We start from the raw sequence: 25,903 nt of genomic DNA, 5'->3' as shown, positions 1-25,903 counted from the left end.
GTGGCTAGTCCGGGAGAAGAGGAACCGAGAGGCCCTCGCCGCGGTTGAGGAGGGCGGCGCGGGTGACGGCGGCGGAGCCGAAGCGCTTGCGCAAGTCGTCGAGGGTGGCGTCGAGGCTGTTGGTGGCTCGGGCTTCGAAGGGCAGGGTGAGCTGGACGGAGTCGGCGTCGTCGAGGTTGGTCAGCGCGAGACCGATCAGGGTGAGGCCGCGTTCCTGGATGAGCGGCATCGCCCCGGCGAGCAGGGTGCGGGCCGCGCTCAGGATCGTCTCGGTGTGGTCGGTGGCCCCGGCGAGAGTATGCGAGCGGGTGGCCCGGGTGAAATCGTCGAAACGCAGGCGCAGCACCACGGTTCGGCACACCCGGTCGGCGGTGCGTAGGCGACGGCCGAGCCGATCGGTGAGCCCGTGCAGATAGGCCTCGATCTCGTCCGGCGGCCGGCGCTTGCTGCCGAGGGCACGCTGGGCGCCGATCGAGCGCCGCCGCCGGCCGGTCTCGACCCGGCGCGGGTCACGCGCCCAGGACAAGGCGTAGAGATGGCGTGCCGCGGCGGGACCGAGGATCGCCCGCAGCGGGCGCTCGCCCAGCTCGGCCAGTTGGCCCACCCGCGTGATGCCGTGCTCGTGCAACGTGCGCGCGGTGACATCGCCCACGCCCCAGAGCCTTTCGACCGGCAGCGGATGCAGGAAGTCCAGTTCGCCGTCCGGCGACACCAGCCGTAATCCGTCGGGTTTGGCGACGGCGCTGGCCACCTTGGCGAGGAACTTGGTGCGAGCGATGCCCACCGAGATGGGCAGGCCGACCCGGTCGCGGACTTCCGCGCGCAGCCGCGTCGCGATGGCGACGGGCTCGCCCGCGATCCGGCGCAGTCCGCCGACGTCGAGAAAGGCCTCGTCGATCGAGATGCCCTCGACCACGGGTGTGGTGTCGCGGAAGATCTCGAAGACGGCTCTGCTCGCCTCGGCGTAGGCGGACATGCGCGGCGGCACCACGATCGCGTGCGGGCACAACCGGCGCGCCTGTCCGCCGTTCATCGGGGTGCGCACTCCGAACGCCTTCGCTTCGTAGCTGGCCGCCAGGACGACGCCGCCGCCGACGATCACCGGTTTGCCGCGCAGCCACGGGTCGTCCCGCTGCTCGACCGAGGCATAGAAGGAGTCGAGGTCGGCATGCAGGATCGATGCCTCCGGCCGCGCGAGAATCCGGGGCCTGCCGGATCGGGAGACGGGCGCGTCGGACACGAACATATGTTCGCATATGCCCCCGACAGGGTGCGGTCGGAGCGGACGGATCTACTGGTTGCCTCCGTAGTAACCCACCCAGACCGGTAACCTGTTCCCACGACGGGGTACAGCTCGGATGAGGGAGTCGGTACGGTGCGTGGATTCGGGGATCTGGAGGCGGTGATCATGGACCGCATCTGGGATCAGGACGCAGAGGACACAACGGTGCGTGAGATCTTCGACGAACTGTCGGCTCAGCGCGACATCGCGTATACGACGGTGATGTCGACCATGGACAACCTGCATCGCAAGGGGTGGCTGGCGCGTGAACGCGCGGGCAAGGCCTATCGCTATTGGCCGACGCTCACCAGGGAAGAACACAGCGCCCGGCTCATGCTGGAGGCGCTGGGTGCCGGCGGACGCTCGGATCTGGTGCTCAGCCATTTCGTCGATCGGATCAGCGCCGAGGAGTCGGCGGGGCTGCGTGCCGCGCTACGCAGACTCGCGGCGCGTAAGTCACCAGAAGTGCCGTGAGCCTGGCCCTGGCTCTGACGTTGTACGGCGGCGTCGTGGCGACCTTCGGTCCGCCCGTGCTGCGCAGACTGACCCATCGCGGGATCGCGCCGCGGCTGGGTGTGATCGCCTGGGTTGTCGCGATCATCGGTGCGCTGAGCGCATGGGGGGTCGCGGCGGCGGTGCTGACCGTCGAGTTCGCCACCTACTGGGGACATCCGAAGGACGCGTTGCACGCGTGCGCCTCGTTCCTATGGGCTCCGGTGGATGCGCACGGCGCCGCGGCCGGCCGTGCGGCCACGTTCGCGGTGGCGGCACTGGTGTCCACCGGAACCGTCGCGCTGGTGGCGCGCGCCGTGGGAGTCGTGCTGGACATGCGCAGGCGCACCAGCGTCCACGCCCGGGCGGTCCGTCTGGTCGGCAGGCCGGTGCCGGGAATCGGGGCGGTCGTGCTCGACTCACCGGAGCGGCAGGTGTATTGCGTGCCGGGACGACCCGACACCATCGTGGTCACCACCGCCGCGCTGGCGGCGCTGGACGAGGATCAACTCGCCGCGGTACTCGCGCACGAACGCGCGCACCTGTCCGGCAGGCACGCGGCGTTGACGGCGGTGCTGCGCGCGGTGGCCACCACACTGCCCGGCCTGCGGTTGTTCACCGGGGGCGCGGCCGAGATCGCCCGCCTGCTGGAGATGTGCGCCGACGACAAGGCCGCCGACGAGCACGGTTCGCTGCCGCTGCTGGGCGGGCTGCTGGCGATCGTCGGCATCGTCGAGCCCGCGCCGCCGGGTGCGCTGGCCGCGGCGGGCACGGCGGTACTGGCCCGCGCCGAACGGCTGGCCGATCCGGTCGGCGCGATTCGGCGCGCCACCACCCGCACCGCTTTGCTCGGCGTGATCGCGATGACGGTCGCCGGGTCGGCGCTGGCCGCCGCGCTGGTCGCCTGCGCGGGCACGATGCTGAACTGAGCAGCAGAAGGAGCGCGAATGCGGGCCACCTGGGATCAGGTTTTCGCCTGGCGGCTGGACCGGCACCATGTCGTGTCCCGGACCGACGAAGGTGCGGTAGCGGTGGCCGGGCGTCTGTGCGGTGTCCAGGCTCAGGTCACCTCAGCGGCCGAACTGGCGGTCGCACTGCGCAGCACGAAGCCGGAATCCGGCGCGCTGGTGCGCGCGCTCGACGACGGCGCGCTGATGAAGACCTGGGCGATGCGCGGCACGCTGCACGCGCTGCCTTCGGAACAGGCCGCCGCCGTTCTCGCGCTCATCGGTTCCGCGCGCACCTGGGAGAAACCCACCTGGCAGAAGAACTTCGGCGCTTCGCCCACGGAGGTGGCGGCACTGACCGAGGCGGTCGCGCAGGTACTCGACGCCGCGGTGCTCACCCGGGAGGAGTTGGTCGAAGCCCTGGTGTCCGCACCGGAATTCCATCGGCTGGGGGAGCAACTGCGATCCGGTTGGGGTGCGCTGCTCAAACCGCTGGCCTGGCAGGGCGTGCTGTGTCACGGCCCGGCACGAGGGTCGAAAGTGACGTTCACCAGTCCCGCGCACCTGGTGCGCGACTGGCCCGGCCTGCCCGATCTCGACGCCGCGGCGCGGGTGGCGATCCTCGGCTATCTCGGCGCATACGGCCCGGCGACGCCGGAGACCTTCGACGCCTGGCTCAGCCGCAACAGCCTGCGCAAGACCACGGTGCGCCGCTGGTTCGCCGAGTTGGGCGACCTGATCACCGAAATCGACGTAGAGGGCCGCCGCGCCTTCCTGCCGACCGACCAGGTCGACGCACTGGCCGCCGCCGCGCCGAATGCGACGGTGCACCTGCTCGGCGCCTTCGATCAATACGTGCTGGGACCGGGCACCGGTGACACCGAGCTGCTGCCTGCCGCGCACCGTGCGAAGGTGAGCCGCACCGCGGGCTGGATCTCACCGATCGTCGTGGTGGGTGGGCGCATCGCGGGTATCTGGGAGCTCGCCGAGGACGCCGTCGAGATCACCATGTTCGACGGTGCGCCGTTGCCTGCGCGGGGCCTGGAAGCGGCCCTCGCCCACGTGGCGCCGGCGGCCGGGCGCGAGAGCCTCACGGTGCGAGTCGCGTAGCGTTGCCATGCTGTGCCACAGGGCGTTCCAGGCTGTCGAGGATGCACTGCCAACCGAAACGGGCTACTGGTACCGATTCCGCCGCTCGTGGTGCGGCGGTTTCAGCCCCAGCCGCTGAACTGCCCGTCGCGCGGGACCCTGGTCGGCGTCCGGTGCTGTTCGGACGTCGACCAGGGATCGACCAAGTGTGCGGCCGACGAATCGGCCGATGACAGCCACTACGGACAGCGCCGCGATGGATCCGGAAAGTGCGGCCGCGGATCGCCGGGCAACGGGAGGCGCGACCCGCGCTGTCGAATCGGCGCTGCCGAGCGGAGTGTCACGCACGGGCCGGGGGCGTGGATCCGGATCAGGCGACGGCCGACTCGATAGCCGATTCTGGTTGTGACACAGTGGGTTTCGGCATACGCGCGGCCGCGCCGATCAGGCCCGCGATGACCGCGACCACGGCCGTCGCGTACCACCCGTGCCGGAACGCGTCGAGTGTCGCCTCCGGGCTTGTGGGTGAGCCGAGCACCGCGACCAGGCCCGCGACGCCGACGGCGAGACCGAGCTGGCGCGCCATGCTCAGCACGGCCGATCCGGTGGCGAACCGCTGCGGCGGCAGTCCGCCGGTGCCCGCGGCGAAGGCGGTCGGCAGGGTGAGGCCGACGCCGATGCCGCTGACCACCATGCCGCCGAGCAGGCCACCGACGTAGTCGGGCGTCAAGGTGATCGCCCGCGCCCACCACAGCATGCCCGCGCCGAACACGATCACGCCCGCGGCGATGACCGGCCCGGCCCCGATCCGGCCGATCAGCCGTCCCGCCAGGGCGGCGACCACCGGCACCATCAGCGGGCCGGGCGCGATGGCCAGTCCGGTGCGCAACGCCGACCAATCCCAGACGTTCTGCGCCCACAGCACCACCGACAGCAGCATCGCGCCGAAGGCCACGTTGAACAACACCGCGTTGCCGGTCATCCAGGCGAAGTTGGGCGCGCGCAGCAGCGCCGGATCCACCACCGGGCTGTGGTGCCGGGCCGAGGAGGCGACGAACGCCACCGTCAGGATCGCCGCCAGCGCGAAGGCGACCAGCACCCGCCCCGACGACCAGCCCCAGTCCTCGCCCTTGACCAGCGCGAGCACCAGGCTCGCGATCGCGCCGACCAATAGCGCCGCACCCAGCAGGTCGGGCAACCGCCCGCCGTCGCCCTCGGGATCGGGCAGCGTCCGCAGTCCGACCACCACGGCGGCCAGACCGATGGGCACATTCACCAGAAATACCCAGCGCCAGCCGAATTCGACGAGAAGGCCGCCGAGGACCGGGCCGAGCGCCGCGCCGAGCCCGCCGAAGGCGACCCACAGCCGCACGGCGGCGGCGCGGCGCGATGGCGGGCTGGCCGCGAGCACCAAGCCGAGCGAGGCGGGCGTCAGCAGCGCGCCGCCGACGGCCTGGAGCACGCGGAACAGCACCAGCGACCCGACGTCCCAGGCGGTGGCGCACAGTGCCGATCCGACGACGAAGACCACCAGCCCGAGCAGGAAGGTGGTCCGGATGCTGCGACGGTCGCCCAGTCGTCCCGCCGGGACCAGCAGCGCGGCGAACACGATCGCGTAGGCGTTGAGTACCCAGGACAGTCCCGAGATCTGCGCTCCGCCGAGGTCGGCGGCCATGTCCGGCAGGGCGACGTTGACGATGAACAGGTCCAGGCTCGACAGCAGGACGCCGAGGGAGACGACGGCGAGCACGACCCGGAAGTCGGTGGCCCGGTTGGGCGGCGTGGACGGAGAATGCACGATCGTCTCCGTTCAGCCGAGCACGCGGCGGGTCTGGCGGGCAGAGGCGAGCAGCAGGCCGCTTCGATCCCAGATCGAGGTGTCGTCCACCGACCAGCCGTCGCCGGTCGAGGCGTTCACCGTGCGCACCAGCACCGGCGAGCCCTCGGTCGGCACGTCGTGCAGGTGCATCGACAACGCCACGGTGGGAATCGCGACGGGCGCGCGCAGTGTGGGAAAGACGGCGGGCGGCAGGGCATCGGCAAGGATCGCGAGGGCCGCGGCATCGGTGGGCAACTCGGGGACGAGTTCGATCCACGCGCACATCATCGGTTCGTCCGCACCGGTCAGCGGCAACGGCCCGGCTGCGGGACGGATGTCGAAATGAGCTCCCGCCGGCACGATTTCGGGCGGGAGGGCGAAGTGTGCACAGGAATCGGGATCGGGCACTCGCGGCGCGGGCGCGCCGGCGTAATCCGCGACGCCCGACGCCATGGCGCGACCGAGCGTGACGGACGCCCCGGCGACCGGGCTGCCGTCCTGGTCGGCGCCCACCTCGACCACGACGGTGCTGCGGCCGACGGCGCGTTCGGTCGCATGGAAGGTGAGCACTTCGTGGGTGGGGCGGCCCAGGAACCGGAGGTCCACGGCCCGCACCGGCAGCGGTTCCGCGGCGGTCGCGCGAGCCACCTCGATGAGCAGTGCCGCGACCACGCCGCCGTGCGGGCCGGTCCAGCCGCGCCAGGACCGGTCGACGCGCGCCTGCCACCCGGAGGTGCCGGTCTCGGTGAGCGCGAACTCCTCGGCGAGTGTCCGCTTAGTGAGTTGTTTCATGCAACGCACACTAGGCCAGTGAGTTCTATGGAGCAACCGACTATGCTGGCGGAATGCGCAGGACGAGCTTCGAGGACATGAACTGCTCGCTGGCCCAGTGCCTCGAGGTGGTCGGAGAGTGGTGGACGCTGCTGATCGTGCGCGACGCTCTGTTCGGCGTGACGCGCTTCGACGACTTCCGCGCCCGTCTCGGCATCGCCCGCAACGTGCTCACCCAGCGTCTCGAGCATCTGATCGAGCACGGGGTACTGACCAGAGAGCCCTACCAGGACAATCCGGTTCGCTACGACTACCGGCTCACCCCGAAAGGCCGTTCGCTGTGGCTTGTCGTCACCGCGATGCGTCAGTGGGGCGACGAATGGGCCGCCCCGGACGGCCCGCCGGTGCAGACCGTACACACCACGTGCGGGAACCTCTCGACCGTCGAACCGGCGTGCTCCGAGTGCGGTGAGCGCATCGCCCCACGCGACCTGCGTCCCGTTCTCGGCCCCGGCGCCAAGGATCCTTCCCTCCTGCCTTCGCGCTGAGGCGGGTGCGGCCGGTTCCGCGTTCACCGCCGCGCGACGATAGGCTGCGGCGGTGGCGGACGGGCGAGTGCGGCAACTGATCGACACGGTGGCGTGGGTGCGCATCGAGGAGGGACGCATTCTCTGCGCCAGACCGCGTGGCAAAGGCGTCTTCTACATCCCGGGCGGCAAGCGCGAGGGCGCCGAAACCGACCTGCAGACACTGCTCCGCGAGATCGAGGAGGAACTCACCGTCGCCCTGCTGCCGGAGACCGCCGCGCATGTCGGCACCTACGAGGCGGTGCACGGCCCGACGGACGGCGCGCTGGTGCGGATGAGTTGCTACACCGCGGATTATCGTGGAACGCTGGCCGCCAGCAGCGAGATCGAGGAGGTCGCGTGGTTCTCCTATGCCGATCGCGCCCTCGTCCCTCCGGTCGATCAGCTGCTGTTCGACGATCTGGTGCACGCGGGCCTGCTGCGGTGAATCGCGGGCCGAACAGCGCTACCGTCGGCGATATGTCCTGGTTTCGGCCGCTTCTGCGCTACGCAGCCTACGCACTGCGGGCCCTGCCCTCGGCTGCGCGGCGAATTCCCACCCGACTGCGCGTGCCGCGGCGAATGCTCGGTGAATCCGTTCTGCCGCATAAATTCTCGGCTCTCCGGTCGGTGTCGCACTCGGTGCTCAGTGGTGGGGTGGGCCTGGTGACGTGGTTCCTGGCGTTCCTCGCGGCCTTGGGCGCGTTCCGCGGAGTCTGCCATCCGCTCGTCGCGAGCGATGATCTCGAAGATTCCTGGGGTGGCCCGACATTGGCGGGGGCGTGGGCGGTGCACGCGGCGCTCGGTGTCGGGTTGCTGCCGGTGTGGTTGCTGGCCCTGGCTGGGCTCGGCGCGTTCCAATTGCGGCTGACCCGCGGTTTGCTCGGCCGGAACGGGCCGCGGTGGCCCGCTCCGGCGGCGGTCGTGCTCGTCGCCGGTGGCGCGCTGCTGTTCGTCGCCTGGCTGCGGCAGGTGTGAGCCCCGAACTCTCGGGGTTTCGGTCGCCGAGGGAGTGCACCGCGTGTGCACACGCGGCGCGATCAGGTGGTGGCGTGTGCGCGCTGTGCCCGCTGGATCAGATGCTCGACGAGGGTGAGCAGGACGTCTTTGCAAGAGCTGCGGTCGCGGGCGTCGCAGAGCATGACGGGGGTGACCGTGTCGAGGTCGAGGGCGTCACGCACCTCGTCGATGGTGTATCGCGGTGCGCCGTCGAAGCAGTTGACGCCCACCATGAACGGCAGACCACGCCGCTCGAAGAAATCCACGGCGGCGAAGGAGTTGCCCAGTCTGCGGGTGTCGGCCAGCACGACCGCGCCGAGCGCGCCGCGCGCGAGTTCGTCCCACAGGAACCAGAACCGATCCTGGCCGGGCGTGCCGAACAGGTAGAGCACCAGGTCACGGTCGATGGTGAGCCTGCCGAAGTCCAAGGCGACCGTGGTCGTGGACTTCTGCTCGACGCCCGACAGATCGTCGATGCCGGTGCTCACCTCGGTGATCAGTTCCTCGGTGCGCAGTGGCGGGACCTCGCTGATCGCGTAGACCATCGTGGTCTTGCCGACGCCGAACCCGCCGGCGATGAGGATCTTGACCGAGGCGGCCAGTTGCGGTGTGCCGCTCGGGTCAAAGTTTTCGGATTCCATCCAGTACCGCTCGCAATATGTTGAGGTCATCGGGTCCGGCCTCCGTCGGAACGGGAGCACGGAAGATCAGTTGCCCGTCGCCGATCAGGTCACCGACGAGGATCTTCGTCACCGCCAGCGGCAAACGCAACTGTGCGGAGAGTTCGGCGACGGTCTGCGAGACCCGGGACAGCCGAAGGATTTCGGCGTACTCGGGTTCGCTGCGTCGCAGTGCGGACGCGGAGGTGTCCGCGACCACGGTGGTGAGCATATCCAGTTCGGGTCCGGCGCCGCTGGTGCGCCCGCGCGTGAGCGCGTAGGGACGCACCAGCGGACCGGCCGCCTCGTCGAACCAGGGCTCACGCGGATTTGTCATGGCGGTGGCTATTCGACATGTCCGACGAGGTCTTGGCGCGGAGTTGTGGACAGGTAGTTGCCTACGCGCTGGACGGTCAGGTTCATCTCGTAGGCCACCATGCCGAGATTGGCCGATTCGGCGGCCTGCAGTGCCAGGCAGGCGTTGTCGCCCGCGGAGGTCACGAACAGCACCGCGCGGTCTAGTTCGATGACCGCCTGGCGCACCCCGCCGCCGTCGAATCGGTTGCCCGCGCTGCGCGCCAGCCCGTAGAGCGCCGAGGACATCGCGCCGAAGTGTTCGGCGTCCTCGCGGTTCATTCCGCTGGAGCGGCCCAGTAGCAGCCCGTCGGTGGACAGCACCACCGCGTGGCGCACGCCGGCCAGCCGATCGACGAGATCGTCGAGCAGCCAATTGAGATCACCTGCGGGAGAAGCGGACACACCTAGCCTTCCTGTTCGTCGGAGATGGCAGCGCGACGGCCCTGCCTGGTCCCGTTCTCGATGGCGGACATCAGGTCACGGGCTTGCTCGGCGGAGCGGGGTGGCTGCGCGGGTGCGGCCTGCTCCTGGACCGGCTGCGCCAATTGCGGTGCGAGGTTGGTCTGTCGGCTCCGGCGGGGCAACGCCGGCCGGCCGTCCGGACCCGCTTGCGTCGGCGCCTCGGTGTACGGGCGCGGTCCGTAGCGCGGGGGTGCGGCGGGTTCGGCGGAAAGGGTCGCCACCGGCGATGCCGCCTGCGCGAACGTCCCGGTGTCCGCCGCGACCGCGGCACCGGCGACGAGTTTGCGTCGGCTGCCGGGATCGGTGAGTTCCGCCGGTGTCTGCGGTGCGACGGGGTCCGTCGCGATCAGCGCGGTCGGAATGAGCACGATGGCCTTGATGCCGCCGTAGTCGGAGTCCGACAGCCGCACCGCGATGCCGTGGCGCGTAGCCAGCTGCGCGACCACGAACAGCCCGAGCCGGGAGTCCGCCGACAGCGCCGCCACGCCGAAATCCGGCGGGTTGCGCAGCATCTCGTTCATCTTGGTCAGCTCGGCTTCGGACATGCCCATGCCCTGGTCGCCGATCTCGACCACCACGCCCTTGCCGACCACGTTGCCGGTCACCTCGACCCGCGACTGCGGCGGGGAGAAGGAGGTCGCGTTGTCCACCAGCTCCGCGAGCAGGTGGATGAGGTCGGCGACCACCGTGCCGAACACACGGACCTCGGGCAGCCGCGCCACCCGGACCCGCGCGTAGTCGAGGGTCTCACCGACGGCGCTGCGCACCAGATCGACCAGCGGCACGGGATTGCGCCACTGCCTGCCCGGCTTGCCGCCGCCGAGGATGGTGAGGTTCTCGGCGTTGCGCCGCTCCCTGGTCGCGAGATGATCGAGGCGGAACAGGGTGTCGAGCAGGATCGGGTCCTCCTGCCGCTGCTCGGCTTCGTCGAGGATCTCCAGTTGCCGGTGCACGACGATCTGGCTGCGGTGCGCGATGTTCAAGAACACCGCTTTGACGCCTTCCCTGGTACGAGATTCGGCTACCGCCGCGGAGACGGCCGCGGAATGCGCGTGCTGGAAAGCCTTGGCCACCTGGCCGATCTCGTCGCTGCCGTAGTCCAGATTCGGGGATTCGGCCGCGGGATCGACGGTCTCTCCGTCGCGCAGCCTGCGCATCATCTCCGGCAGCCGCTCATCGGCCAGGGCCAGCGTTTGACCGCGCAGCCGCTTCAACCGGCGGATGACCCGGTTGGCGATCACCACGGCGATGAGGAACGCCAGCACGCTGACCACCAGCACGCCGCCGCCCGCGAACGCGGATCTGGTCGCCGCCGCGGCCGCATTGTCCTCCGCGAGTTTCTGCGATGCCCGGTTGTGCGCGGTCCAGGCATCCATCAGGCCGCGGTTGACCTCGGCGGCGGCGCTGTGCCATTCCTGCGTGTTCAGTGGCAGCGGCGGCGGACTCGATGAACGCGTGCCGCTGCCGGATGTGCTCGAGCCGGTCGGCGCGGGCGCAGTCATGGCGCGCTGGGCGATGGCGTTCTCCATCGCGGTGAGCTGCTGCCAGGCCGGGCCCGCGGTCAGCGTCTGCAGTTGGTGCTGTTCGGCGCCCTGCAGTTCGGCGCTGAGCGCGGCGATCTCGGTGTGGTAGAAGCCGACCTGACGGACGTACTCCTCGGCGGGAATGGCCGGTGGCGCGGTGGCGCCGTCGACGTACATGCCGCCGAGCGCGTTGCTGCGCGCCATCGCCTCGGTTGCGTTGAACAGGCGCATGCCGGTGGCGATCCGCACGCCGATCTCGGTGTACGGGGCGGTCTGCTCGGCGACTTTGGTGCCGACGGAGATCACGTCGAGCAGGCGGTTGAAGAACATGTACGCGTCCGAGGGCGGCAGCGCCGCGGCGTCGACGCCGGAACGCACGGCGGTCATGTTCTGCGTGAGGGTGGTGAAGTTGGCGACGTTGTCGCCGAGCTTGGAGTCGTCGATGCCGCGGAGGCCCCCGGAGGCCTGGACCAAGCCGCGCAGCGCACCGTCCAGCCGCATCCGCGCGGCGCCGAGCGGGACTGCCGCCGTGGGGTCACCGCTCAGCTGCGCGAGGGTCAAGTAGCGTTCCTGCTGAACCGCCTCCATCAATTCCCTGGTGGAGGGGATGGCCTTCTGGTTCTCGGCGGCCCAGTCCTTGGCTTTGGTTCCTTCCGCGACCAGATAGCTCGCAGCGCCCACGCCGACGACAAGCAGAGTCAGGCTCGGAATGAGCGCGATCGCCAGAATCCGGGTGCGGACCCCGAGCCTCGCTCTGAACATCGGCACAACGTAATCCACGAACCCGGCGATCCGGGCGTCCTGTCCCGGTGAGCGGGACTGGATTTGACCTGACACGCTTCCGCGTGATTCGGCGGCGATCTACCGAAAATTATTGCCGGAGCGCATAACTGGGAGGCAATGGCGACCGGCGCGGTTCACCTGCGCGGCCGGTCGGGGCCTGATCCGCTCGAAATCCTCCCGTGGCCGGTTCATGGCGCCCCGGGACGCGGCGTAGATTGTCCGTATCCCTCGGTTACTCACAAGTAGGAGGCAACGATGCCCGCGCCGGAAGCCGATGTATTCGACCGCCTCAGCGCGCTGGCCGCGATCGAGGCGCCCGCAGATCGTCAGCGCAGGACGATCGCCGAGACCTTCACCGGAAAGCCGCTGGGCAGCGTGCCGGTCGGCACGGCGGCCGATGTCGCCGCCGCCTTCGACAAGGCCAGGGCCGCGCAGCGGAGCTGGGCGGCCAAGCCGGTGGCCGAACGCGCCGCCGTGCTGGATCGTTACCGCGCGCTGGTGGTTGAGCACCGTGAATTCCTGATGGACGTCGTGCAGGCCGAGACCGGCAAAGCGCGCTGGGCGGCCCAGGAAGAGATCATGGGCCTGATGTTCGCGGCCCGCTATTTCGCCAGGATCGCACCGAGCCTGCTGGGCGGCCACCGGGTACCGGGCGCCTTTCCCGTGCTCAACCGCGCCTCCGTGCGGTACCAGCCCAAGGGCGTGGTCGGCGTCATCGCTCCGTGGAACTACCCGCTGCTGCTGTCGATCGGCGATTCCATACCGGCGCTCATCGCGGGCAACGCCGTGGTGGTCAAACCCGACAGCCAGACTCCGTTCTCCACGCTGGCCGGTGCGGAATTGCTCTACCGGGCCGGTCTGCCTCGTGAGCTGCTCGCGGTCGTCCCCGGGCCGGGCGGCGTCGTCGGCACCGCGATCGTCGAGGCCTGCGACTACCTGATGTTCACCGGGTCGTCGGCGACCGGCCGCACCCTGGCCGAACAGTGCGGCCGCAGGCTGATCGGCTTCTCCGCCGAACTCGGCGGGAAGAATCCGATGATCGTGGCCGCGGGCGCCGACCTGGACAAGGCCGCGCGGGCGGCCGTGCGCGCCTGCTTCTCCAACGCCGGGCAGTTGTGCATCTCGATCGAGCGGCTCTATGTCGAGCGTCAGATCGCCGCGGCGTTCACCGAAAAATTCGTCGCCGCCACGAACGCCGCCAGACTCGGTGCGGCCTACGACTATTCGACCGACATCGGCAGCCTCATCTCCGAAGCGCAACTGGAAACGGTGTCCAAGCACGTCGCGGACGCCACCTCCAAGGGAGCGAAGGTCCTCACCGGCGGAAAGGCCCGCCCCGACCTGGGTCCACTGTTCTTCGAGCCGACCGTCCTCGGCGAAGTGACCGACGAGATGGAATGCGGCCGCGACGAAACCTTCGGACCGCTGGTCTCGATCTATCCGGTCGACGATGTCGAGGAGGCCGTGCGCCTGGCCAATGACACCGCCTACGGTCTCAACGCCTCGGTGTGGGCGGGAAGCAAGTCCGAAGGCGAGCGGATCGCGGCGCGGCTGCACGCGGGCACGGTCTGTGTGGACGAGGGCTACGCGCCGGCATGGGGCACCACCGGGGCGCCGATGGGCGGTATGGGCATCTCCGGTGTGGGGCGCCGCCACGGGCCGGACGGCCTGCTCAAATTCACCGAGCCGCAGTCGATCGTGGTCACCCGTTTCATGAACCTCGACGCGCCGAAACTGTTCCCCAAGGGCAAGTGGCAGCCGTTCCTGATGACGGTGGCCCGGAGTCTGCGTTTCCTGCCCGGGCGCTGAGACACGACGTCCGTCCGGGTGGTCGTGCCCACCCGGACGGACGACCCGCCGGTTCGGTCGTGCAGGGGTCACGCCAACCGGTCGGCTCCGGTGCGCGGCGGCCCGCCCGCCGCCATCGCCGCTGCTTCTTCGTCGGTGAGCAGCCGTGATCTGATGACGAAACGCATGTCCTCGAGTGCGTCCGTGAGGCCGCCGCCGGGCTCGTCGGCCACGTCCACGGTGAGGTGGGCGTGCTTCAAGTGCTCGTATTGCTCCCCGCTGATCCACAATTCGGTGTGCCAGGGAAGGCTTCCCAGCAGAACGTCCTCGCCGCCGATCCGGGACTCCCGGATAGGCAGGCAGCGCGGCGAGCCGCTGTCGTGGTGTCCGCCGGACTGGTGCAGCAGCACGGCCCCGTGCTGGTCGATCACGTGGCGCAGCACGGCCCTGGCGCGATCGGTGATGTCCACCCGATGCGTTCGGTGCGCCGCCGCACCGCGTGGACGACGGAGCCGGACGTCGGGTAGTCGGCGATGCCGGAGTCCGGCCCCCGGTCTGGTGTAGCTCATGATTCCTCGCAGATATCTCGGACCGACCCACTATGGTCCGCCGAGGTTGGTGTGAGGTTGGTGGGAAATTCTCAGTCGCGCAACGCGGTATGCAGCCGAGCCGCGACCAGGGCGCGGCGTACGTCGTCGGGCGGCAGCAACCGCAGCGCGTGCTCGTGCACCGCGATGTCACGGGGCACGCGTTCGCCGAACGCCACCGCGTGCTCGGCGCGGTCCCCGGCGAGCACGGCGGTGCGCACACCCACGTCGAGATGATCACGCCACTGCAGCACGGCGGGCGCTTCCGATCCGGGCAGCAGTGGCCCCCGGTACAGCCAGACCGCCGAGGTGGTGTCGCCCGCGGTGACGGCGGCGAGCAGGTCGACGGCGTCGCAGGATACCGGACCGGTGAGGGCATAACGGCGATTGCTGATCTCGCCGCCGATCGCGCGGCGCAGGTGCGAGACGTCGGCTTTCAGCGTGCTGATGGAAACCGCGCGGTCGCCGTAGAGGGCGGCGTGCAATTGCTCCGGAGAGAAGCCGTCCGGCTGGAGCGCCAGCAGCGCGAGGATCTCCAATTGCCGAGGGGGCAGGGGCAGCGGCACGCCGTCGCGCACCAGTCGCGCGGCGCCGAGGCATTCCAGCCGGATTCCCGGCTCGCGCAGGGGCGCGGCCGTGCGCAACATCGTCTCCACCGCCGTCACCAGCGCGCGCACCGAGGTCCGCACCGCGGGATGGGAACGGTCCCAGGAACTGGACAGATCCAGCGCACCGACCTGCCTGCCGTCGGGGCCGTGGATCGGTGCGGAATAGCAGACCCAGCCGTGCAGGGCGGCGACCAAGTGCTCGGCGGAGAAGACGGAGGCAGGGCGATCGGTGTGCAGCGCGAGGGCGACGCCGTTGGTGCCCATATGGCCTTCGTCCCAGCAGCCGCCGGGTGCGAGATTGACCTGCTCGGCCTGCCTGCGCAGGGTGCGGTCACCGCAGGACCACAGGACGGTGCCCGCGCTGTCGGTGACCACGGCCAGATAACCGGAGTCCTCGGTGACGGCGCGCAGTTCACCCGCCAGCGCCGTCACCGGATCGCGCAACGGGGAAGCGGCCCAGCGATCGCCGATGTCGTCCACTCCCGGTGCGCTGTGGTGCCGGGATCGACCGTGTGCAACGACCGTCGCCAGGATTGCGCTACTTCGTTGCGCAGGACGGTGTTCCGTGGCTCCGGTGTCGCCCGCGGAGCCGTCGCCCAACGCTCCCATTCTCTTTCCAGTTGGACCCGCTGTTGCGTGAGGGTGCGGAACCGCGCCACGTGCAAGACCCATCGTCGTGTGAGCTCGTATTCGCACTCTCATTCTGGCGGACGCCGGTGACGGTGGCGAACTGTTCGAGCCCTACCGGCCGGTCACGCCATAAGCTGCTGGCATGGCGACCGGTACTCCACGTGCACGCCTCGCCGACGTGCACGCCGTGGCCTCGGGCATGCCCCATGTGACGCGCGTCGACGGACCACGCGGCAACCCGATCTACCAGGTCGGGGGCAAATCGTTCGTGTTCTTCCGCAATCCACGTCCGGACGCGGTCGACCCGGTGACCGGCGAGCGCTACGCCGATGTGATCGTGATCTGGGTGCCGTCGGAGTCGGACAAACAGGCGCTGGTCCAGGACCCGGACTCGCCGTTCTTCACCACGCGGCATTTCGACGGGCATCCGTCGGTCCTGGTGCGCGCGGCCGAACTCGGCGAACTGAGCCGTCGGGAGCTCACCGAGGTCATCCAGGACGCCTGGCTGGCCCGGGCCTCGCGTAAGCGGGCGGCGGATTGGCTTGCCGCCCATCCGCCGCGCTGAGCGGTCACTTCCGGATGAAAATGCCTGCGACGTCGGCATTCTTGATCGGGGTGTCGGCATTGGCCTGAGCGCCGCACAGCAAGTCGACCGAGACCATCGTCGCGTCCACCACGGTCCCCGCCGGCTCGCGGTCGTCCTTGCTCTGTTGCTTGACGAACTTGGTGATCGTCGTGCGCTTGGTGTCCTGGTCCTGCTTGATGTACTCGCTGCACGGGGTGTCGCCGCCGCGGTTGAGCGCGCGTTCGATATCGGTGCAGCCCGCGAGCGCCATGGCGACCATCGCGATCCCGAGGCCGGTTCGGCCGGTCCGTGACAGCGTGGCGTTCATGGGACTCCTCCTGAGGTTCGGCGGCGCTGCCCGCCGCGATCGGACTCCAGACTAGAGCGCTCCCGGGCGGGTGTTCACCACGACAGGGGCTAGGCGCGAAAGACGCACAGCGGGACGTCGATCTCCGCAGGGGTGAGCGAACCGTGGTGACCGACCAGCCGGGACTGCAGCGGTTCCGCGCCGGTCCGGATGACGCCGCGCCGCCCGTGGGCGACCACGATCAGATCGCCGATGCGCTGGGCGATCGCGGGGTCCACGGTGGGCCCGAACCAGCCTCGGCTCACGGTGTCCTGTTTGCCGAGTACCTCGAAGTCCGCGCCGAGAGTGGCCTGCCAGGCTGCCGCGACATCGGACTCGGCGCCCGGCTCGGTGTAGACGTGCCGGGCGCGGGCTTCACCGCCGAGTGCCCGGACACCCTCTTGCAACACAGGAGTGGTGTCGAAATCGACACGGTCGTCCAGTGGCACCATGCCGTGATCGGCGGTCACCAGCAGCGCCGCTCCGGCGGGCAACTCCTCGGCGAGCGCGGCGGCGAGCCGGTCGGCATGGGCGAGTTCGAGCTGCCAGGATCGCGAGGCGGGTCCGCGCACGTGTCCGGTGAGATCGAGATCGCCGTGGTAGGTGTAGACCAGCGAGCGTGGACCGGCGCGCAGCGCCTCGCTCACATTGGCGACGAGATCGCCGAAGGACAGCTGGGGGCGGAACTCGCAGCCGCGCAGAACCGCCTCGGTCAGTCCCGATCCCGCCTGATCGCGCGGCGACACCTGGGCGACGGCGATGCCGTCGGCGGCGGCGCGCTGGAAAACCGTTGTGCGCGGCTGGAACTCCGTCGGGGCGAGTTCCTTCCGCAGATCGGACTTCGGCACGCCGTGCAGCCGCCAGGACAGCGGAGTGAACAGCGAGTCGTAGCCGGGGACGTGGAACAGATAGCCGACGATGCCGTGCTCGCCGGGAGGAACGCCCACCCCGAGCGAGGCCAGGCTGGTGGCCGTCGTCGTCGGGAAACCGGCCGTGAGCGAGGTCGGCGCGAGACCGGACAGGAAGGGCGCCGCAGCGGGATTCGCGACCAGATCGTGGTAGCCGAGCCCGTCCACCAGCAGGACGCAGACTTGGTCGGCGTCGAGCCCCAGCCCGAGGCGGTCCGCCTCGCCGGGCACGCCGAGACCGGCGAGGACGGAGGGGAACAGGTCGGCCAGGGAACCCGTACCGTAACGCGGCGCGACGAACACGAAGGTCAGGATGTCAACGCGGACGGCAGGCTGGCAAGGGCATTCACGCCTGCCCGGTCTCGAAACGGCTCACCTTGCCTTCGCGCAGGACGAATCGCCAGGTGGTTCGCATCGAGCCCCAGCGTGTATTGGTGTAGTCGGCGACCAGTTCGGTGCCGTCGTCGCCGACCGACTCGACTTGCATCCGGGCATTGCTGTCGAAGATCTCCGCTTCGGTCCACTGGGCGAGGTTGCGCTCCACACCGTCGTCGGACATGGTGGCGTCGTCGGTGAGCACCGCGTAGAACCGGTCTTGATCATTGGCGTTGAGCGCGTCGACGAACTCCTGCACCGTCGGATCCAGCTGCGCGGTCATCCGTGTCGTCCTCTCGGATCGGTGTGGGGAGCATCGGAGGAGCAAACGTCTGGCGTTCACTCTAGGGCAGCGGCGGCGCGCCGGGTTCGATCAATGTCGCGAAGGTCCGCATCACGTCGTCCACCAACGCCGAGCCGGTGGTGCCGAACTCTCCCGCGCGCTTCTCCAGCTGTCCGTCCAGCCACAGCGAGGCCAGGCCGTGGCCGAGTCCCCAGAACATGACGGCCAGTGTGTCGGCTTTGTCGGCGGGCAGCGCGCCCGCGCGGACGCACTCCGTGATCGCGTCGGCCAGCACTCCGAAAGCCGCGTCGCCGGCTGCCATGGTGTCGGGATGCTTGTCTGGCTGGGAGAGTTCGGGCCGGAACATCAGGCGGAAGTAGGCCGGTTGCTCGCGGGAGAACCGTACGTAGGTGTTCGCCAGCGCGGTCAGGGCGGCCATGGGCGTTTCCGCCTCGGCGCGGGCGGCCGCCAGTTGCGCTCCGAGCATCTGGAAACCCTGGGTGGACAGTGTTGCCAGCAGCGCGGCTCGGTCGGGGAAGTGGTGGTACGGCGCCGCGGTGCTCACGCCTGCCTCGCGGGCCACCCGGCGCAGGCTGACCGCGGCGAGCCCCTCGGTTTCGATCAAACGCAGGCAGGCGGCCAGCAGCGCGTCGCGCAGGGCGCCGTGGTGGTAACTGGTCCGCGTCACCGTCCGAGCGTATGCGACGTGTCCTGGACAACCTAACTATGCGGTGCTTAGATTATCTGAGCGGCGCTCAGATGAGTGCGGCGCAGCCACTTCACGAGACGGATGAAGAAATGAGCACACGGGTATCAGTTACCGGCGCAACGGGTTTCGTCGCCGGTCACGTCATCGCCGAATTGCTGGAGCACGGCTACGCCGTGCGCGCGACAGTTCGCGACCTCGCCGACACCGGCAAACGGGCACACCTGGTCGAACTGGCCCGGCGAACCGGGGGCGAACTGGAGTTCGCGCAAGCCGACCTGAACGGCGACGACGGCTGGGCAGCCGCCGTCGCCGGTAGCGCCGCGGTGCTGCACGTCGCCTCCCCGTTCCCCACCACCCCGCCCGACGACGAGCGAGAACTCATCGACACGGCGGTCGAAGGAACGCTGCGCGTGCTGCGCGCCTGCGCCGCCGCGGGCACCGTCCGCCGGGTGGTGCTCACCTCCTCGATCGCGGCGATCGTCGCCGGGCACACCGAGGACGTTCTGCGCACCGAGGCCGACTGGACGGTGGTCGAGCGCAGCCCGGCCTATCAGAAGAGCAAGACGCTGGCCGAGCGGGCGGCCTGGGATTTCGTCGCACGGCTTCCGGCGGGCGAGCGATTCGAACTGGTCGTCGTCAACCCGGGAATGGTGCTGGGGCCGGTGCTGTCCACCACGACGAGCACCTCGCACGAGCCCGTACGGAGACTGCTCGCCGGGGACGTGCCCGGCACGCCCCGCGTCGGCTGGGCTCCGGTGGATGTGCGCGATCTCGCCGTGGCGCATCGGCTCGCGCTGGAGACGCCGGAGGCCGCCGGCAACCGCTATATCTCTGCGGGCGAGCACCTGTGGATGGGAGAGATGGCGCGCATCATCACCGAGGAATTCGGGCCGCGCGGATTCCGGGTGCCGACCAGACAGTTGCCGAATTGGCTGGTGCGCGGCGTCGCGATCTTCGACAAGGGCGTCCGGCTGACCCTGCCGACCCTGGGGCGCACCGAGTCGCTCAGCGCCGAGAAAGCCCGGCGCGAACTGGGCTGGACCATGCGCCCGGTCCGGGAAACCGTGCTGGACACCGCCGAAAGTTTGCTGCAGCACGGGATCGTCGAACCACCGCGAGGCAAGTCCACCTCCCGGGCGGTCGCGCCGCGCGCCGTACGCGTCTGAGGGGGCGGGCATGCTGATCGCGACGTTGATCATCACCACGGTCGCCATGACGCGGCGCTGGTTCGCCCGTCGATCCTCGCGCGCGAACGCCGCAGGGCGCAACGCTCCCGGCCCGGTCCGGCGGGCGCTGCGCAGGCCGGTACCGGTAGTCGCCGCCGTCGTCGCGCTGCTCGGCATCGTGGTGGCCGCGGGTGCGCTCGCCCAGTGCTGAACCGGCCCCGAAGTGCGGCGGTCCGGCGCGGTTCGCTAGACAGGACACGTGACTGCGCAGCGCCCCTTCCGGTTCGGTGTCAACATGGTGGTCCCCGAGTCCCGGTCGAATTGGATCGAAAAGTGCCGTCGAGCAGAGGAACTCGGCTTCGACGTGGTGGGTGTCGCCGACCATCTCGGCCTGCCCGCGCCGTTCCCCGCGATGATCCTGGCCGCCGAGGCGACCGAGCGGGTGCGGTTGAACACCTTCGTGCTCAACACCGCGTTCTACAACCCCGTCCTGCTGGCCCGCGACGTGGCCGGTGCCGACCAGTTCACCGACGGGCGGGTCGAACTCGGGCTCGGCGCGGGCTACGTGCAGGCGGAATTCGAGGCCGCGGGCATCCCGTTCGAAAGCGGAAGCAAGCGCGTCGAGCACCTGGAACAGACAGTGGTCACATTGCGCGGCCTGTTCGCCGATCCGGAGTATCAGCCGCAACCCGCGCAGCCGTCGGGACCGCCCGTGCTCATCGGCGGATGGGGTGATCGCTTGCTCGGCGTCGCCGCGCGGCACGCCGACATCATCGCCTTCACGGGTGCGGCGGCCGCGCGCAACGGCGGGCCACTGCAGATGGCCGGGCTCGACGAGATCGAGGAGCGCGTCGCCTACGTGCGGGATCTGCTCGGTTCACGGCTGGACAAGGTCGAGTTCAACATCCTCGTGCAGCGGGTGGTGCCGCCCGAGGAGCGCGCGAGCGTGCTGGAGGTCTTCGGTCCGGCGCTGCCGCCGGACGTCGCCGACTCCCCGGAGGAACATCCGATCCTGCTCATGGGCACTCCCGAGGAGATGGCCGACCGCCTGCGCGATCGGCGCGATCGCTACGGCATCACCTACATCACCGTTCTCGAGGACAGCATGGAGAAGTTCGCCCCGGTCATCGCGTTGCTGCGCTGAACCGCCGGACGCGAGTCACGGCAGCGGATCGATGATGACGCGCGGATCGATCTGCCTGAGCCGTCTCGGACGGCTGGTCAAGCAGGGCCAGGTACGGGCGACCGCCTCGCGGGTGACATGGCCCGCGGCGACGAGGGTGTCGTCGGCGGAGGCCGCGCCGTCGAGTGGTGTGAGCGGCGGGCTCACGGTGCGGTCGAACGACGGGACGACGGTGTGCGGCAGGCCGACCAGCACGGCCAGGATGTCGAGTCGATCGGCCGGAATGTGCGTGCGCGCCGCCGCGAGAACGGTGCTCGGAACGACGATGGTGTTTCCCGCGTCGACCGTCGCCCAGACGACCGCTTGGGCGTAGTTGGCGCGGTTGGCGAACGCGACGACGGCGGCGGCGTCGAAGACGATTCCGCCGAGTGCGCGGGTGGTCACGCCGCGCCTGCGTGCCGTACGTCCACCTCCTCGCCGGGTAGTAGCGGTGGCGTCGGCACGGCGTGGTCGGGCAGCGTGCGGGTGGCCTTTCGCGGTCTGTGCTCCCGAAGCGGCGGCATGCCCACGACTCTAGCCGGGTGCGTCCTCGCGCTGGACGATCACGCGGGTTTGTGCCACAGCAGTGTGTAACGCCACATGAGCCGCCGTCGCATGCGCGCTCCGGGTAGGAGTTCCGCTGCGGCGGAGCGGATCTCGGCGTATCCGTCTACTGGGTCGCGCGTTCGCGCACTCGGCCAGGAGACGCGGTGGGCGAGGTCCATCGCCCGGGTGAGCGGCACCAGCGGGAAGTAGTGGAAGTCCGTGCGCGGCGTCATCTTCCACAACCCGACCACGGCGAGCACGCCGCCGGGCGCGACCAGGTCGCGCAGTGCCGTGAGCCCCGCCCGCAGCGAAACATGATGCAGCGTGGCCACGGTGGTGACGACATCGAAAGACCCCGCGTAGTCGAGGAAGTCGACCTGTTCGAGCGACACGCCCGTCGTCGCAGGGGCTGCGGCGATGACGTCCGGGTCGACGTCGATCCCGGTGACCGCCAGCCCGCGTCCGGCCAGTTTGCCCGCCAGCAGCCCGTCCCCGCAGCCGATGTCGAGGGCGGTGCGCGCGGAGAGTGGCACCTGCTTCAACAGCCAGGGGTGGTAGCGGGTGTTGTGATTCCAGTAGGGATCGTCGCGCACGCTGTCATCGTAAGGCGGTGGCTAGCCGTTGGGCTCCGTCACCGTGAACCGCTGGGCACCGGTCACCCGCAGCAACTCCAGGGCCGACGCTTCCCGGCTGCCGGGCGCCGCTGAATAGACGACGACGGCTTGGTCGGTGTCCGGGACGAGCAGGGTGTCGCAGTCCAGCCGCAACGAGCCCAGGTCCGGGTGATCGATCGTCTTGGTCGCGCTGCGCCACTGGCCCGACCGCCGTGCGTTCCACAGTTGCTCGAATCGTGGACTGCGGGAGCGCAGTTCGGAGACGAGGCGTAGCAGGCCGGGATCATCGGGGTAGCGCGCGCGGGCGCCGCGCAGGCTGGCGACCGAGAACGCCGCGGCATTGTCGGCCTCGGCGGGTGTCATCATCACCCGTCCGGGTTCGGTGCCGAGGAAACGCTGCCAGATGATGTTGCGCTGGGTGGGCGGCCACACGGAGAAAATCGCCGAGCAGCGCGGTCGCCATCGGATTCCAGGCCAGCAGATCAGCTTTCGCCGACAGCACCAGCGCGGGCAGATCCGCCATCCGGTCCAGCAGACGCAAGACGCTGGGCCGCACCACCATGTCGATGCGGCCCTCCTGCGGAGGCGCCGCGCCCGCGAACTGGAACAGCAGCGTGCGGTCCTCGTCATTGAGCCGCAACGCGCGGGCCAGCGCGGCCAGCACCGAGCTGGACGGACGGGGACCGCGCCCCTGTTCCAGCCGCACCACGTAGTCCACGCTGACGCCGGCGAGCTGGGCGACCTCCTCGCGCCGCAGTCCCGGCACCTGCCTGCGCGAGCCCGCGGGCAGCCCGACGTCCACCGGATGCACTCGCTCGCGCGCCTGCCGGAGCAACGCGGCCAGCTCGGTTCGATCCACACCCCGATCATGCCGCAGCCGGTCGGCGCGGGGGTGGGATCGCTGCTCCCAGGAGTTGGCAGCCCTGGTGCCGAGGCGCCGGACAGGTGACGCTGGCGCCGTGAACGACACGACTACGGCCCTGGTGACTGGGGCGAACAAGGGTTTGGGACGCGAAACCGTCCGCAGGTTGGCGGGTTTGGGCTGGCGGGTATTCCTGGCCGCGCGGGACGAGAAGCTGGGGGAGGCGGCTGCGGCGGAGCTGACCGCGACGGGGGCGCCGGTCGAGTTCGTCCCGCTCGACGTCACCTCTGCCGCATCGATCGCGGCCGCGGTCGAGCAGCTCCGGCAGCGCACCGCGCGGCTGGACGTGCTGATCAACAACGCGGGTATCGGAGGTACCCGGAAGCTGCCGGATCAAGTCGAGGCCGCGGACATGCGCGCGGTGTTCGAAACCAATGTCTTCGGTCCGGTGCAGGTGACGAACGCGTTCTTGCCGCTGCTGCGTGCCGCTGAGCAGCCGCGGATCGTGATGGTGTCCAGCGGTATCGGTTCACTGGCGCGGACCTCCGACCCGGCCCGCATCGAATCCACGTTGCTCGGCCTGCCGTATCCGGCATCGAAGACGGCGCTGAACATGATCACCTCGCAGTACGCCCGCGCGCTTCCCGGCATCCAGGTCAACGCGGCCGACCCCGGCTACACCGCGACGGACCTGAACGGTCACTCCGGTTTCCAGACCGTCATCGAGGGGACCGACGCGATCGTGCGGCTGGCGACGCTCCCACCAGATGGACCGACCGGCGGTTTCTTCGACCGTACCGGGCCGGTCCCGTGGTGAGCCCGAGGACGAGACCGGCGATCCCCGAAGGCACACGCCGCGTGGCTGCGCATGGTCACGGCGTCGCGGCCCCGTCGGTCCGCGCGGCGATCAGCGGGCGCCTCCGTTGACGTACAGCGTCTGGCCGCTGACGTAGCTCGCCTCGTCGCTGGCGAGGAACGCGATGACCGCCGCGACTTCGTCGGGCTGTCCCACCCGGCCCAGCGGCGTACGGTCGGCGGCGGCCTTCTGGTGGTCTTCGGCGGTCACACCGACCCGGTCGGCGGTGGCGGCGGTCATTGCGGTGGCGATGTAGCCGGGCGCCACCGCGTTCACCGTGATGTTGTAGGGCCCCAGTTCGAGCGCGAGCGTCGCGGTGAGCCCCTGGATGCCTGCCTTGGCGGCGGCGTAGTTGGCCTGGCCGCGATTGCCGAGCGCCGACCGGCTCGACAGCGACACGATCCGGCCGTACCGCTGGGCCACCATGAACGTCTGCGCGATCTGGGCGCAGTGATACGCGCCGGTCAGATTGACCGCGAGTACCGCGTTCCAGTCTTCCTCGGCCAAGCGGAAGAACAGGTCGTCACGCGTGATGCCCGCGTTGTTCACCAGGATCTGCGGGCTGCCCAGATCGGTTGCGACACGGTCGAATACGGTTTGCACCGACGTGCGGTCGGTGACATCGCAGACGTAACCGCGCGCCACGCCGCCCGCCGCGGTGATCCGTGCGGCGGTCTCCTCGGGATCGTTGCGGTCGAGTACGGCCACGGCGGCGCCCTCGGCGGCGAGGCGCAGCGCGGTCGCGGCGCCGATGCCCTGAGCCGCGCCGGTGACGACGGCGATCCGGTGGGTGAAGCGGTGCATCGGAGGTACTCCTGTCAGAACGCGGCGACGCCGGTCAGCGCGCGGCCGATGAGCAGTTTCTGGATCTGGCTCGTGCCCTCGTAGAGGGTCATCACCTTGGCGTCGCGCAGGTACTTGCCGACGGGGAACTCGTCGATATAGCCGTAGCCGCCGAACACCTGCACCGCGCGATCGGCCGCGCGGACCGCGGCCTCGGAAGCGAACAGCTTCGCCTGCGACGACGCCAGGGCGAATTCCTCGCCGCGGTCGACGAGATCGGCGACCCGCCACACCAGCAGCCGCGCCGCCTCGACGTCCAGCGCGATGTCGGCGAGCAGTTCCTGCACGAGCTGGTGGGCCGCGATCGGCTTGCCGAACTGTTCCCGTTGAGTGGCGTAGCAGACGGCGGCGGCCAAGCACGCCTTGGCCAGCCCGACGCAACCGGCCGCGACCGACATGCGGCCCTTGGCCAGCGCCGCCATCGCCACGGTGAAGCCTTTGCCCTCGGCGTGCAGGCGGGCGTTGTCGGGCACGCGCACGCCGTCCAGTGCGAGTTCGGCGGTGGCCTGTCCACGCAGCCCGAGCTTGCCGTGGATCTCCCGGGCGCTGAAGCCGGGGGAGTCGGTCGGCACCAGGAAGGCGCTGATCCCACGATGTCCTTCGCCGCCGGTACGGGCGAACACGAGCGCTACATCGGCCCAGGTGCCGTTGGTGATGAACATTTTCGTGCCCGACAGCACCCAGTCCGAGCCGTCACGCACCGCGCGGGTACGCAATTGCGCGGCGTCGGATCCGGTACCGGGCTCGGTGAGCGCGAAACAGCCCAGCGCCTCGCCCGCGACCAGCCGCGTGAGCCAGGTCTGCTTCTGCTCTTCGGTGCCGAAGTGGTGAATCGACTTGGCGACCAGGCCGAGCGAGACCGAGACGATGCCGCGCACGGACGAGTCGCCGCGCCCCAGTTCCTCCAGGACCAGGCAATACGTGAGGTGGTCGCCCCCGCTGCCGCCGTACTGCTCGGGGATGGTGAGCCCGAGAAAACCCAGTTCGCCGAGCCGGGCGACGATCGACCGGTCCACCTGTTCGTCGCGATCCCACCGTGCGGCGTGCGGTGTGATCTCCCGGTCGACGAAATCGGCCGCGAGCTGCCGCGCCGCCTTCTGCTCGCCGGACAGTTCGAGGTTCATGGTCGGTAGGCTAGGAGAGTTAAACTAGCGACGCAAGTTTTCTGCGTCACATGACCCCGAGACCTGAACCGAGCGCTGCTCCGTGATGCGCGCAGGTCGGCTTCGGCGGATGTGGGCGGGGTGCCGGTCGCGGTCAGGCGGTGGCCGCCCGCGTTCGCTCGCGAGCCGGGCGGGGAACTCGG

Annotated in this window: 31 protein-coding genes and 1 pseudogene; 12 read left to right on the top strand and 20 right to left on the bottom strand. The window is 69.9% G+C overall.

Annotation, left to right across the window (positions count from 1 at the left end; genetic code table 11):
- Window positions 1-4: 4 nt before the first annotated feature.
- A complete protein-coding gene (gene dinB, locus ACWEH3_RS17475; RefSeq protein ID WP_450016987.1) occupies window positions 5-1,246 on the bottom strand; it encodes a DNA polymerase IV in 1,242 nt (413 codons plus the stop codon).
- Window positions 1,247-1,375: 129 nt separating this feature from the next.
- Between dinB and ACWEH3_RS17470 the strand changes: the two genes are divergently transcribed.
- The 3 genes from ACWEH3_RS17470 to ACWEH3_RS17460 are packed head-to-tail and all read left to right on the top strand — an operon-like array spanning window position 1,376 to window position 3,831.
- Complete coding sequence (locus ACWEH3_RS17470; RefSeq protein ID WP_084823599.1) at window positions 1,376-1,756, top strand: BlaI/MecI/CopY family transcriptional regulator; 381 nt, start codon at window positions 1,376-1,378, stop codon at window positions 1,754-1,756.
- Window positions 1,753-2,703 (top strand): M56 family metallopeptidase, encoded by a 951-nt coding sequence (locus ACWEH3_RS17465; RefSeq protein WP_450016989.1) that lies wholly within the window; start codon window positions 1,753-1,755, stop codon window positions 2,701-2,703. The genes ACWEH3_RS17470 and ACWEH3_RS17465 overlap by 4 nt, the downstream gene beginning before the upstream one ends.
- A gap of 18 nt (window positions 2,704-2,721) precedes the next feature.
- Window positions 2,722-3,831: a DNA glycosylase AlkZ-like family protein gene (locus ACWEH3_RS17460; RefSeq protein WP_450016991.1), complete on the top strand. Its 1,110-nt coding sequence runs from the start codon at window positions 2,722-2,724 to the stop codon at window positions 3,829-3,831.
- Between the two features lie 349 nt (window positions 3,832-4,180).
- Here ACWEH3_RS17460 and ACWEH3_RS17455 read toward each other — a convergent pair whose 3' ends face one another.
- Both ACWEH3_RS17455 and ACWEH3_RS17450 read right to left on the bottom strand, forming a co-directional pair.
- The gene (locus tag ACWEH3_RS17455; RefSeq protein WP_450016993.1) at window positions 4,181-5,608 is read right to left on the bottom strand and encodes an MFS transporter; all 1,428 of its coding nucleotides are present in this window, start codon (window positions 5,606-5,608) and stop codon (window positions 4,181-4,183) included.
- A 12-nt stretch (window positions 5,609-5,620) separates the two neighbouring features.
- Window positions 5,621-6,421 (bottom strand): thioesterase family protein, encoded by an 801-nt coding sequence (locus ACWEH3_RS17450; RefSeq protein ID WP_450016995.1) that lies wholly within the window; start codon window positions 6,419-6,421, stop codon window positions 5,621-5,623.
- A 53-nt stretch (window positions 6,422-6,474) separates the two neighbouring features.
- On the opposite strand from ACWEH3_RS17450, the gene ACWEH3_RS17445 reads away from it, so the two are divergent.
- Genes ACWEH3_RS17445 through ACWEH3_RS17435 form a run of 3 tightly spaced genes read left to right on the top strand, consistent with a single transcriptional unit; the run spans window position 6,475 to window position 7,944 of the window.
- Window positions 6,475-6,948, top strand: a complete 474-nt coding sequence (locus ACWEH3_RS17445; RefSeq protein WP_450016997.1) for a winged helix-turn-helix transcriptional regulator — start codon at window positions 6,475-6,477, stop codon at window positions 6,946-6,948.
- A gap of 52 nt (window positions 6,949-7,000) precedes the next feature.
- Window positions 7,001-7,414 carry an NUDIX hydrolase gene (locus ACWEH3_RS17440; protein ID WP_355073963.1) on the top strand — a complete coding sequence of 138 codons (414 nt, stop codon included), beginning with the start codon at window positions 7,001-7,003 and terminating at the stop codon, window positions 7,412-7,414.
- Between the two features lie 32 nt (window positions 7,415-7,446).
- The gene (locus ACWEH3_RS17435; protein WP_452358345.1) at window positions 7,447-7,944 is read left to right on the top strand and encodes a hypothetical protein; all 498 of its coding nucleotides are present in this window, start codon (window positions 7,447-7,449) and stop codon (window positions 7,942-7,944) included.
- Window positions 7,945-8,006: 62 nt separating this feature from the next.
- Here ACWEH3_RS17435 and ACWEH3_RS17430 read toward each other — a convergent pair whose 3' ends face one another.
- Genes ACWEH3_RS17430 through ACWEH3_RS17415 form a run of 4 tightly spaced genes read right to left on the bottom strand, consistent with a single transcriptional unit; the run spans window position 8,007 to window position 11,728 of the window.
- A complete protein-coding gene (locus ACWEH3_RS17430; RefSeq protein ID WP_450017001.1) occupies window positions 8,007-8,606 on the bottom strand; it encodes a GTP-binding protein in 600 nt (199 codons plus the stop codon).
- Window positions 8,587-8,961: a DUF742 domain-containing protein gene (locus ACWEH3_RS17425; RefSeq protein ID WP_355073960.1), complete on the bottom strand. Its 375-nt coding sequence runs from the start codon at window positions 8,959-8,961 to the stop codon at window positions 8,587-8,589. The genes ACWEH3_RS17430 and ACWEH3_RS17425 overlap by 20 nt, the downstream gene beginning before the upstream one ends.
- Window positions 8,962-8,969: 8 nt before the next feature.
- Window positions 8,970-9,383, bottom strand: coding sequence for a roadblock/LC7 domain-containing protein (locus tag ACWEH3_RS17420; RefSeq protein ID WP_355073958.1), 414 nt, complete (start codon window positions 9,381-9,383; stop codon window positions 8,970-8,972).
- A 2-nt stretch (window positions 9,384-9,385) separates the two neighbouring features.
- Window positions 9,386-11,728, bottom strand: coding sequence for a nitrate- and nitrite sensing domain-containing protein (locus ACWEH3_RS17415; RefSeq protein WP_450017004.1), 2,343 nt, complete (start codon window positions 11,726-11,728; stop codon window positions 9,386-9,388).
- A gap of 276 nt (window positions 11,729-12,004) precedes the next feature.
- On the opposite strand from ACWEH3_RS17415, the gene ACWEH3_RS17410 reads away from it, so the two are divergent.
- Complete coding sequence (locus ACWEH3_RS17410; protein ID WP_450017006.1) at window positions 12,005-13,558, top strand: succinic semialdehyde dehydrogenase; 1,554 nt, start codon at window positions 12,005-12,007, stop codon at window positions 13,556-13,558.
- A gap of 68 nt (window positions 13,559-13,626) precedes the next feature.
- Here ACWEH3_RS17410 and ACWEH3_RS17405 read toward each other — a convergent pair whose 3' ends face one another.
- Window positions 13,627-14,106, bottom strand: coding sequence for a DUF779 domain-containing protein (locus ACWEH3_RS17405; protein ID WP_450017008.1), 480 nt, complete (start codon window positions 14,104-14,106; stop codon window positions 13,627-13,629).
- Window positions 14,107-14,177: 71 nt separating this feature from the next.
- A complete protein-coding gene (locus tag ACWEH3_RS17400; RefSeq protein ID WP_450017010.1) occupies window positions 14,178-15,212 on the bottom strand; it encodes a transcriptional regulator in 1,035 nt (344 codons plus the stop codon).
- A 292-nt stretch (window positions 15,213-15,504) separates the two neighbouring features.
- Here ACWEH3_RS17400 and ACWEH3_RS17395 point away from each other — a divergent pair, with 292 nt between their 5' ends.
- Window positions 15,505-15,927 carry an MmcQ/YjbR family DNA-binding protein gene (locus ACWEH3_RS17395; protein WP_450017012.1) on the top strand — a complete coding sequence of 141 codons (423 nt, stop codon included), beginning with the start codon at window positions 15,505-15,507 and terminating at the stop codon, window positions 15,925-15,927.
- A 4-nt stretch (window positions 15,928-15,931) separates the two neighbouring features.
- On the opposite strand, the gene ACWEH3_RS17390 is transcribed toward ACWEH3_RS17395, so the two are convergent.
- From ACWEH3_RS17390 to ACWEH3_RS17375, 4 genes are all read right to left on the bottom strand, one after another.
- Entirely contained in the window at window positions 15,932-16,255 is a 324-nt protein-coding gene (locus tag ACWEH3_RS17390; protein ID WP_355073951.1) for a hypothetical protein, read from the bottom strand.
- An 89-nt stretch (window positions 16,256-16,344) separates the two neighbouring features.
- Window positions 16,345-17,484 carry an alkaline phosphatase family protein gene (locus ACWEH3_RS17385; protein WP_450017014.1) on the bottom strand — a complete coding sequence of 380 codons (1,140 nt, stop codon included), beginning with the start codon at window positions 17,482-17,484 and terminating at the stop codon, window positions 16,345-16,347.
- Window positions 17,485-17,527: 43 nt separating this feature from the next.
- Complete coding sequence (locus tag ACWEH3_RS17380; protein ID WP_355073947.1) at window positions 17,528-17,839, bottom strand: nuclear transport factor 2 family protein; 312 nt, start codon at window positions 17,837-17,839, stop codon at window positions 17,528-17,530.
- 61 nt (window positions 17,840-17,900) lie between these two features.
- Window positions 17,901-18,527: a TetR/AcrR family transcriptional regulator gene (locus tag ACWEH3_RS17375; RefSeq protein ID WP_450017017.1), complete on the bottom strand. Its 627-nt coding sequence runs from the start codon at window positions 18,525-18,527 to the stop codon at window positions 17,901-17,903.
- Between the two features lie 110 nt (window positions 18,528-18,637).
- Between ACWEH3_RS17375 and ACWEH3_RS17370 the strand changes: the two genes are divergently transcribed.
- From ACWEH3_RS17370 to ACWEH3_RS17360, 3 genes are read left to right on the top strand one after another with little or no spacing between them, the layout of a single operon-like run.
- The gene (locus ACWEH3_RS17370) at window positions 18,638-19,714 is read left to right on the top strand and encodes an SDR family oxidoreductase (RefSeq protein WP_450017019.1); all 1,077 of its coding nucleotides are present in this window, start codon (window positions 18,638-18,640) and stop codon (window positions 19,712-19,714) included.
- A gap of 10 nt (window positions 19,715-19,724) precedes the next feature.
- Window positions 19,725-19,925: a hypothetical protein gene (locus tag ACWEH3_RS17365; protein WP_450017021.1), complete on the top strand. Its 201-nt coding sequence runs from the start codon at window positions 19,725-19,727 to the stop codon at window positions 19,923-19,925.
- Window positions 19,926-19,973: 48 nt separating this feature from the next.
- A complete protein-coding gene (locus tag ACWEH3_RS17360) occupies window positions 19,974-20,858 on the top strand; it encodes an LLM class F420-dependent oxidoreductase (protein ID WP_450017023.1) in 885 nt (294 codons plus the stop codon).
- 15 nt (window positions 20,859-20,873) lie between these two features.
- Here the strand turns inward: ACWEH3_RS17360 and ACWEH3_RS17355 are convergent, their stop codons facing one another.
- The 5 genes and pseudogenes from ACWEH3_RS17355 to ACWEH3_RS17335 form a co-directional block, all read right to left on the bottom strand.
- Window positions 20,874-21,281 carry a hypothetical protein gene (locus tag ACWEH3_RS17355; protein WP_450017025.1) on the bottom strand — a complete coding sequence of 136 codons (408 nt, stop codon included), beginning with the start codon at window positions 21,279-21,281 and terminating at the stop codon, window positions 20,874-20,876.
- A complete protein-coding gene (locus ACWEH3_RS17350) occupies window positions 21,278-21,400 on the bottom strand; it encodes a hypothetical protein (RefSeq protein ID WP_450017026.1) in 123 nt (40 codons plus the stop codon). Before ACWEH3_RS17350 ends, ACWEH3_RS17355 begins: the two co-directional genes overlap by 4 nt.
- 39 nt (window positions 21,401-21,439) lie before the next feature.
- Window positions 21,440-22,015 carry a class I SAM-dependent methyltransferase gene (locus ACWEH3_RS17345; protein WP_450017028.1) on the bottom strand — a complete coding sequence of 192 codons (576 nt, stop codon included), beginning with the start codon at window positions 22,013-22,015 and terminating at the stop codon, window positions 21,440-21,442.
- A 21-nt stretch (window positions 22,016-22,036) separates the two neighbouring features.
- On the bottom strand, window positions 22,037-22,468 hold the full coding sequence (locus ACWEH3_RS17340; RefSeq protein WP_452358344.1) for an MmyB family transcriptional regulator: 432 nt from the start codon (window positions 22,466-22,468) through the stop codon (window positions 22,037-22,039).
- Between the two features lie 64 nt (window positions 22,469-22,532).
- A pseudogene (locus tag ACWEH3_RS17335) lies at window positions 22,533-22,838 on the bottom strand (helix-turn-helix domain-containing protein); the annotation flags it as partial.
- A gap of 157 nt (window positions 22,839-22,995) precedes the next feature.
- Between ACWEH3_RS17335 and ACWEH3_RS17330 the strand changes: the two are divergent.
- Window positions 22,996-23,715: an SDR family NAD(P)-dependent oxidoreductase gene (locus tag ACWEH3_RS17330; RefSeq protein ID WP_450017034.1), complete on the top strand. Its 720-nt coding sequence runs from the start codon at window positions 22,996-22,998 to the stop codon at window positions 23,713-23,715.
- A 90-nt stretch (window positions 23,716-23,805) separates the two neighbouring features.
- Here the strand turns inward: ACWEH3_RS17330 and fabG are convergent, their stop codons facing one another.
- Window positions 23,806-24,558, bottom strand: coding sequence for a 3-oxoacyl-ACP reductase FabG (fabG, locus tag ACWEH3_RS17325; protein ID WP_450017036.1), 753 nt, complete (start codon window positions 24,556-24,558; stop codon window positions 23,806-23,808).
- A 14-nt stretch (window positions 24,559-24,572) separates the two neighbouring features.
- On the bottom strand, window positions 24,573-25,721 hold the full coding sequence (locus ACWEH3_RS17320) for an acyl-CoA dehydrogenase family protein (RefSeq protein ID WP_450017038.1): 1,149 nt from the start codon (window positions 25,719-25,721) through the stop codon (window positions 24,573-24,575).
- Window positions 25,722-25,903: the final 182 nt, after the last annotated feature.

It is taken from the genome of Nocardia sp. NPDC004718, assembly GCF_053601535.1.
This window is presented reverse-complemented; position numbering and strand designations above follow the sequence as displayed.

Bases quoted from the DNA above. Each gene is read 5' to 3' on its own strand.
- fabG (WP_450017036.1), bottom strand. From the start codon at position 24,558: ATGCACCGCTTCACCCACCGGATCGCCGTCGTCACCGGCGCGGCTCAG.
- ACWEH3_RS17320 (WP_450017038.1), bottom strand. From the start codon at position 25,721: ATGAACCTCGAACTGTCCGGCGAGCAGAAGGCGGCGCGGCAGCTCGCG.
- ACWEH3_RS17395 (WP_450017012.1), top strand. From the start codon at position 15,505: ATGGCGACCGGTACTCCACGTGCACGCCTCGCCGACGTGCACGCCGTG.
- ACWEH3_RS17430 (WP_450017001.1), bottom strand. From the start codon at position 8,606: ATGGAATCCGAAAACTTTGACCCGAGCGGCACACCGCAACTGGCCGCC.
- ACWEH3_RS17435 (WP_452358345.1), top strand. From the start codon at position 7,447: ATGTCCTGGTTTCGGCCGCTTCTGCGCTACGCAGCCTACGCACTGCGG.
- ACWEH3_RS17425 (WP_355073960.1), bottom strand. From the start codon at position 8,961: ATGACAAATCCGCGTGAGCCCTGGTTCGACGAGGCGGCCGGTCCGCTG.
- ACWEH3_RS17350 (WP_450017026.1), bottom strand. From the start codon at position 21,400: ATGCCGCCGCTTCGGGAGCACAGACCGCGAAAGGCCACCCGCACGCTG.
- ACWEH3_RS17415 (WP_450017004.1), bottom strand. From the start codon at position 11,728: ATGTTCAGAGCGAGGCTCGGGGTCCGCACCCGGATTCTGGCGATCGCG.
- ACWEH3_RS17380 (WP_355073947.1), bottom strand. From the start codon at position 17,839: ATGACCGCGCAGCTGGATCCGACGGTGCAGGAGTTCGTCGACGCGCTC.
- dinB (WP_450016987.1), bottom strand. From the start codon at position 1,246: ATGTTCGTGTCCGACGCGCCCGTCTCCCGATCCGGCAGGCCCCGGATT.
- ACWEH3_RS17405 (WP_450017008.1), bottom strand. From the start codon at position 14,106: ATGAGCTACACCAGACCGGGGGCCGGACTCCGGCATCGCCGACTACCC.
- ACWEH3_RS17450 (WP_450016995.1), bottom strand. From the start codon at position 6,421: ATGAAACAACTCACTAAGCGGACACTCGCCGAGGAGTTCGCGCTCACC.
- ACWEH3_RS17460 (WP_450016991.1), top strand. From the start codon at position 2,722: ATGCGGGCCACCTGGGATCAGGTTTTCGCCTGGCGGCTGGACCGGCAC.
- ACWEH3_RS17370 (WP_450017019.1), top strand. From the start codon at position 18,638: ATGAGCACACGGGTATCAGTTACCGGCGCAACGGGTTTCGTCGCCGGT.
- ACWEH3_RS17410 (WP_450017006.1), top strand. From the start codon at position 12,005: ATGCCCGCGCCGGAAGCCGATGTATTCGACCGCCTCAGCGCGCTGGCC.
- ACWEH3_RS17390 (WP_355073951.1), bottom strand. From the start codon at position 16,255: ATGAACGCCACGCTGTCACGGACCGGCCGAACCGGCCTCGGGATCGCG.
- ACWEH3_RS17365 (WP_450017021.1), top strand. From the start codon at position 19,725: ATGCTGATCGCGACGTTGATCATCACCACGGTCGCCATGACGCGGCGC.
- ACWEH3_RS17445 (WP_450016997.1), top strand. From the start codon at position 6,475: ATGCGCAGGACGAGCTTCGAGGACATGAACTGCTCGCTGGCCCAGTGC.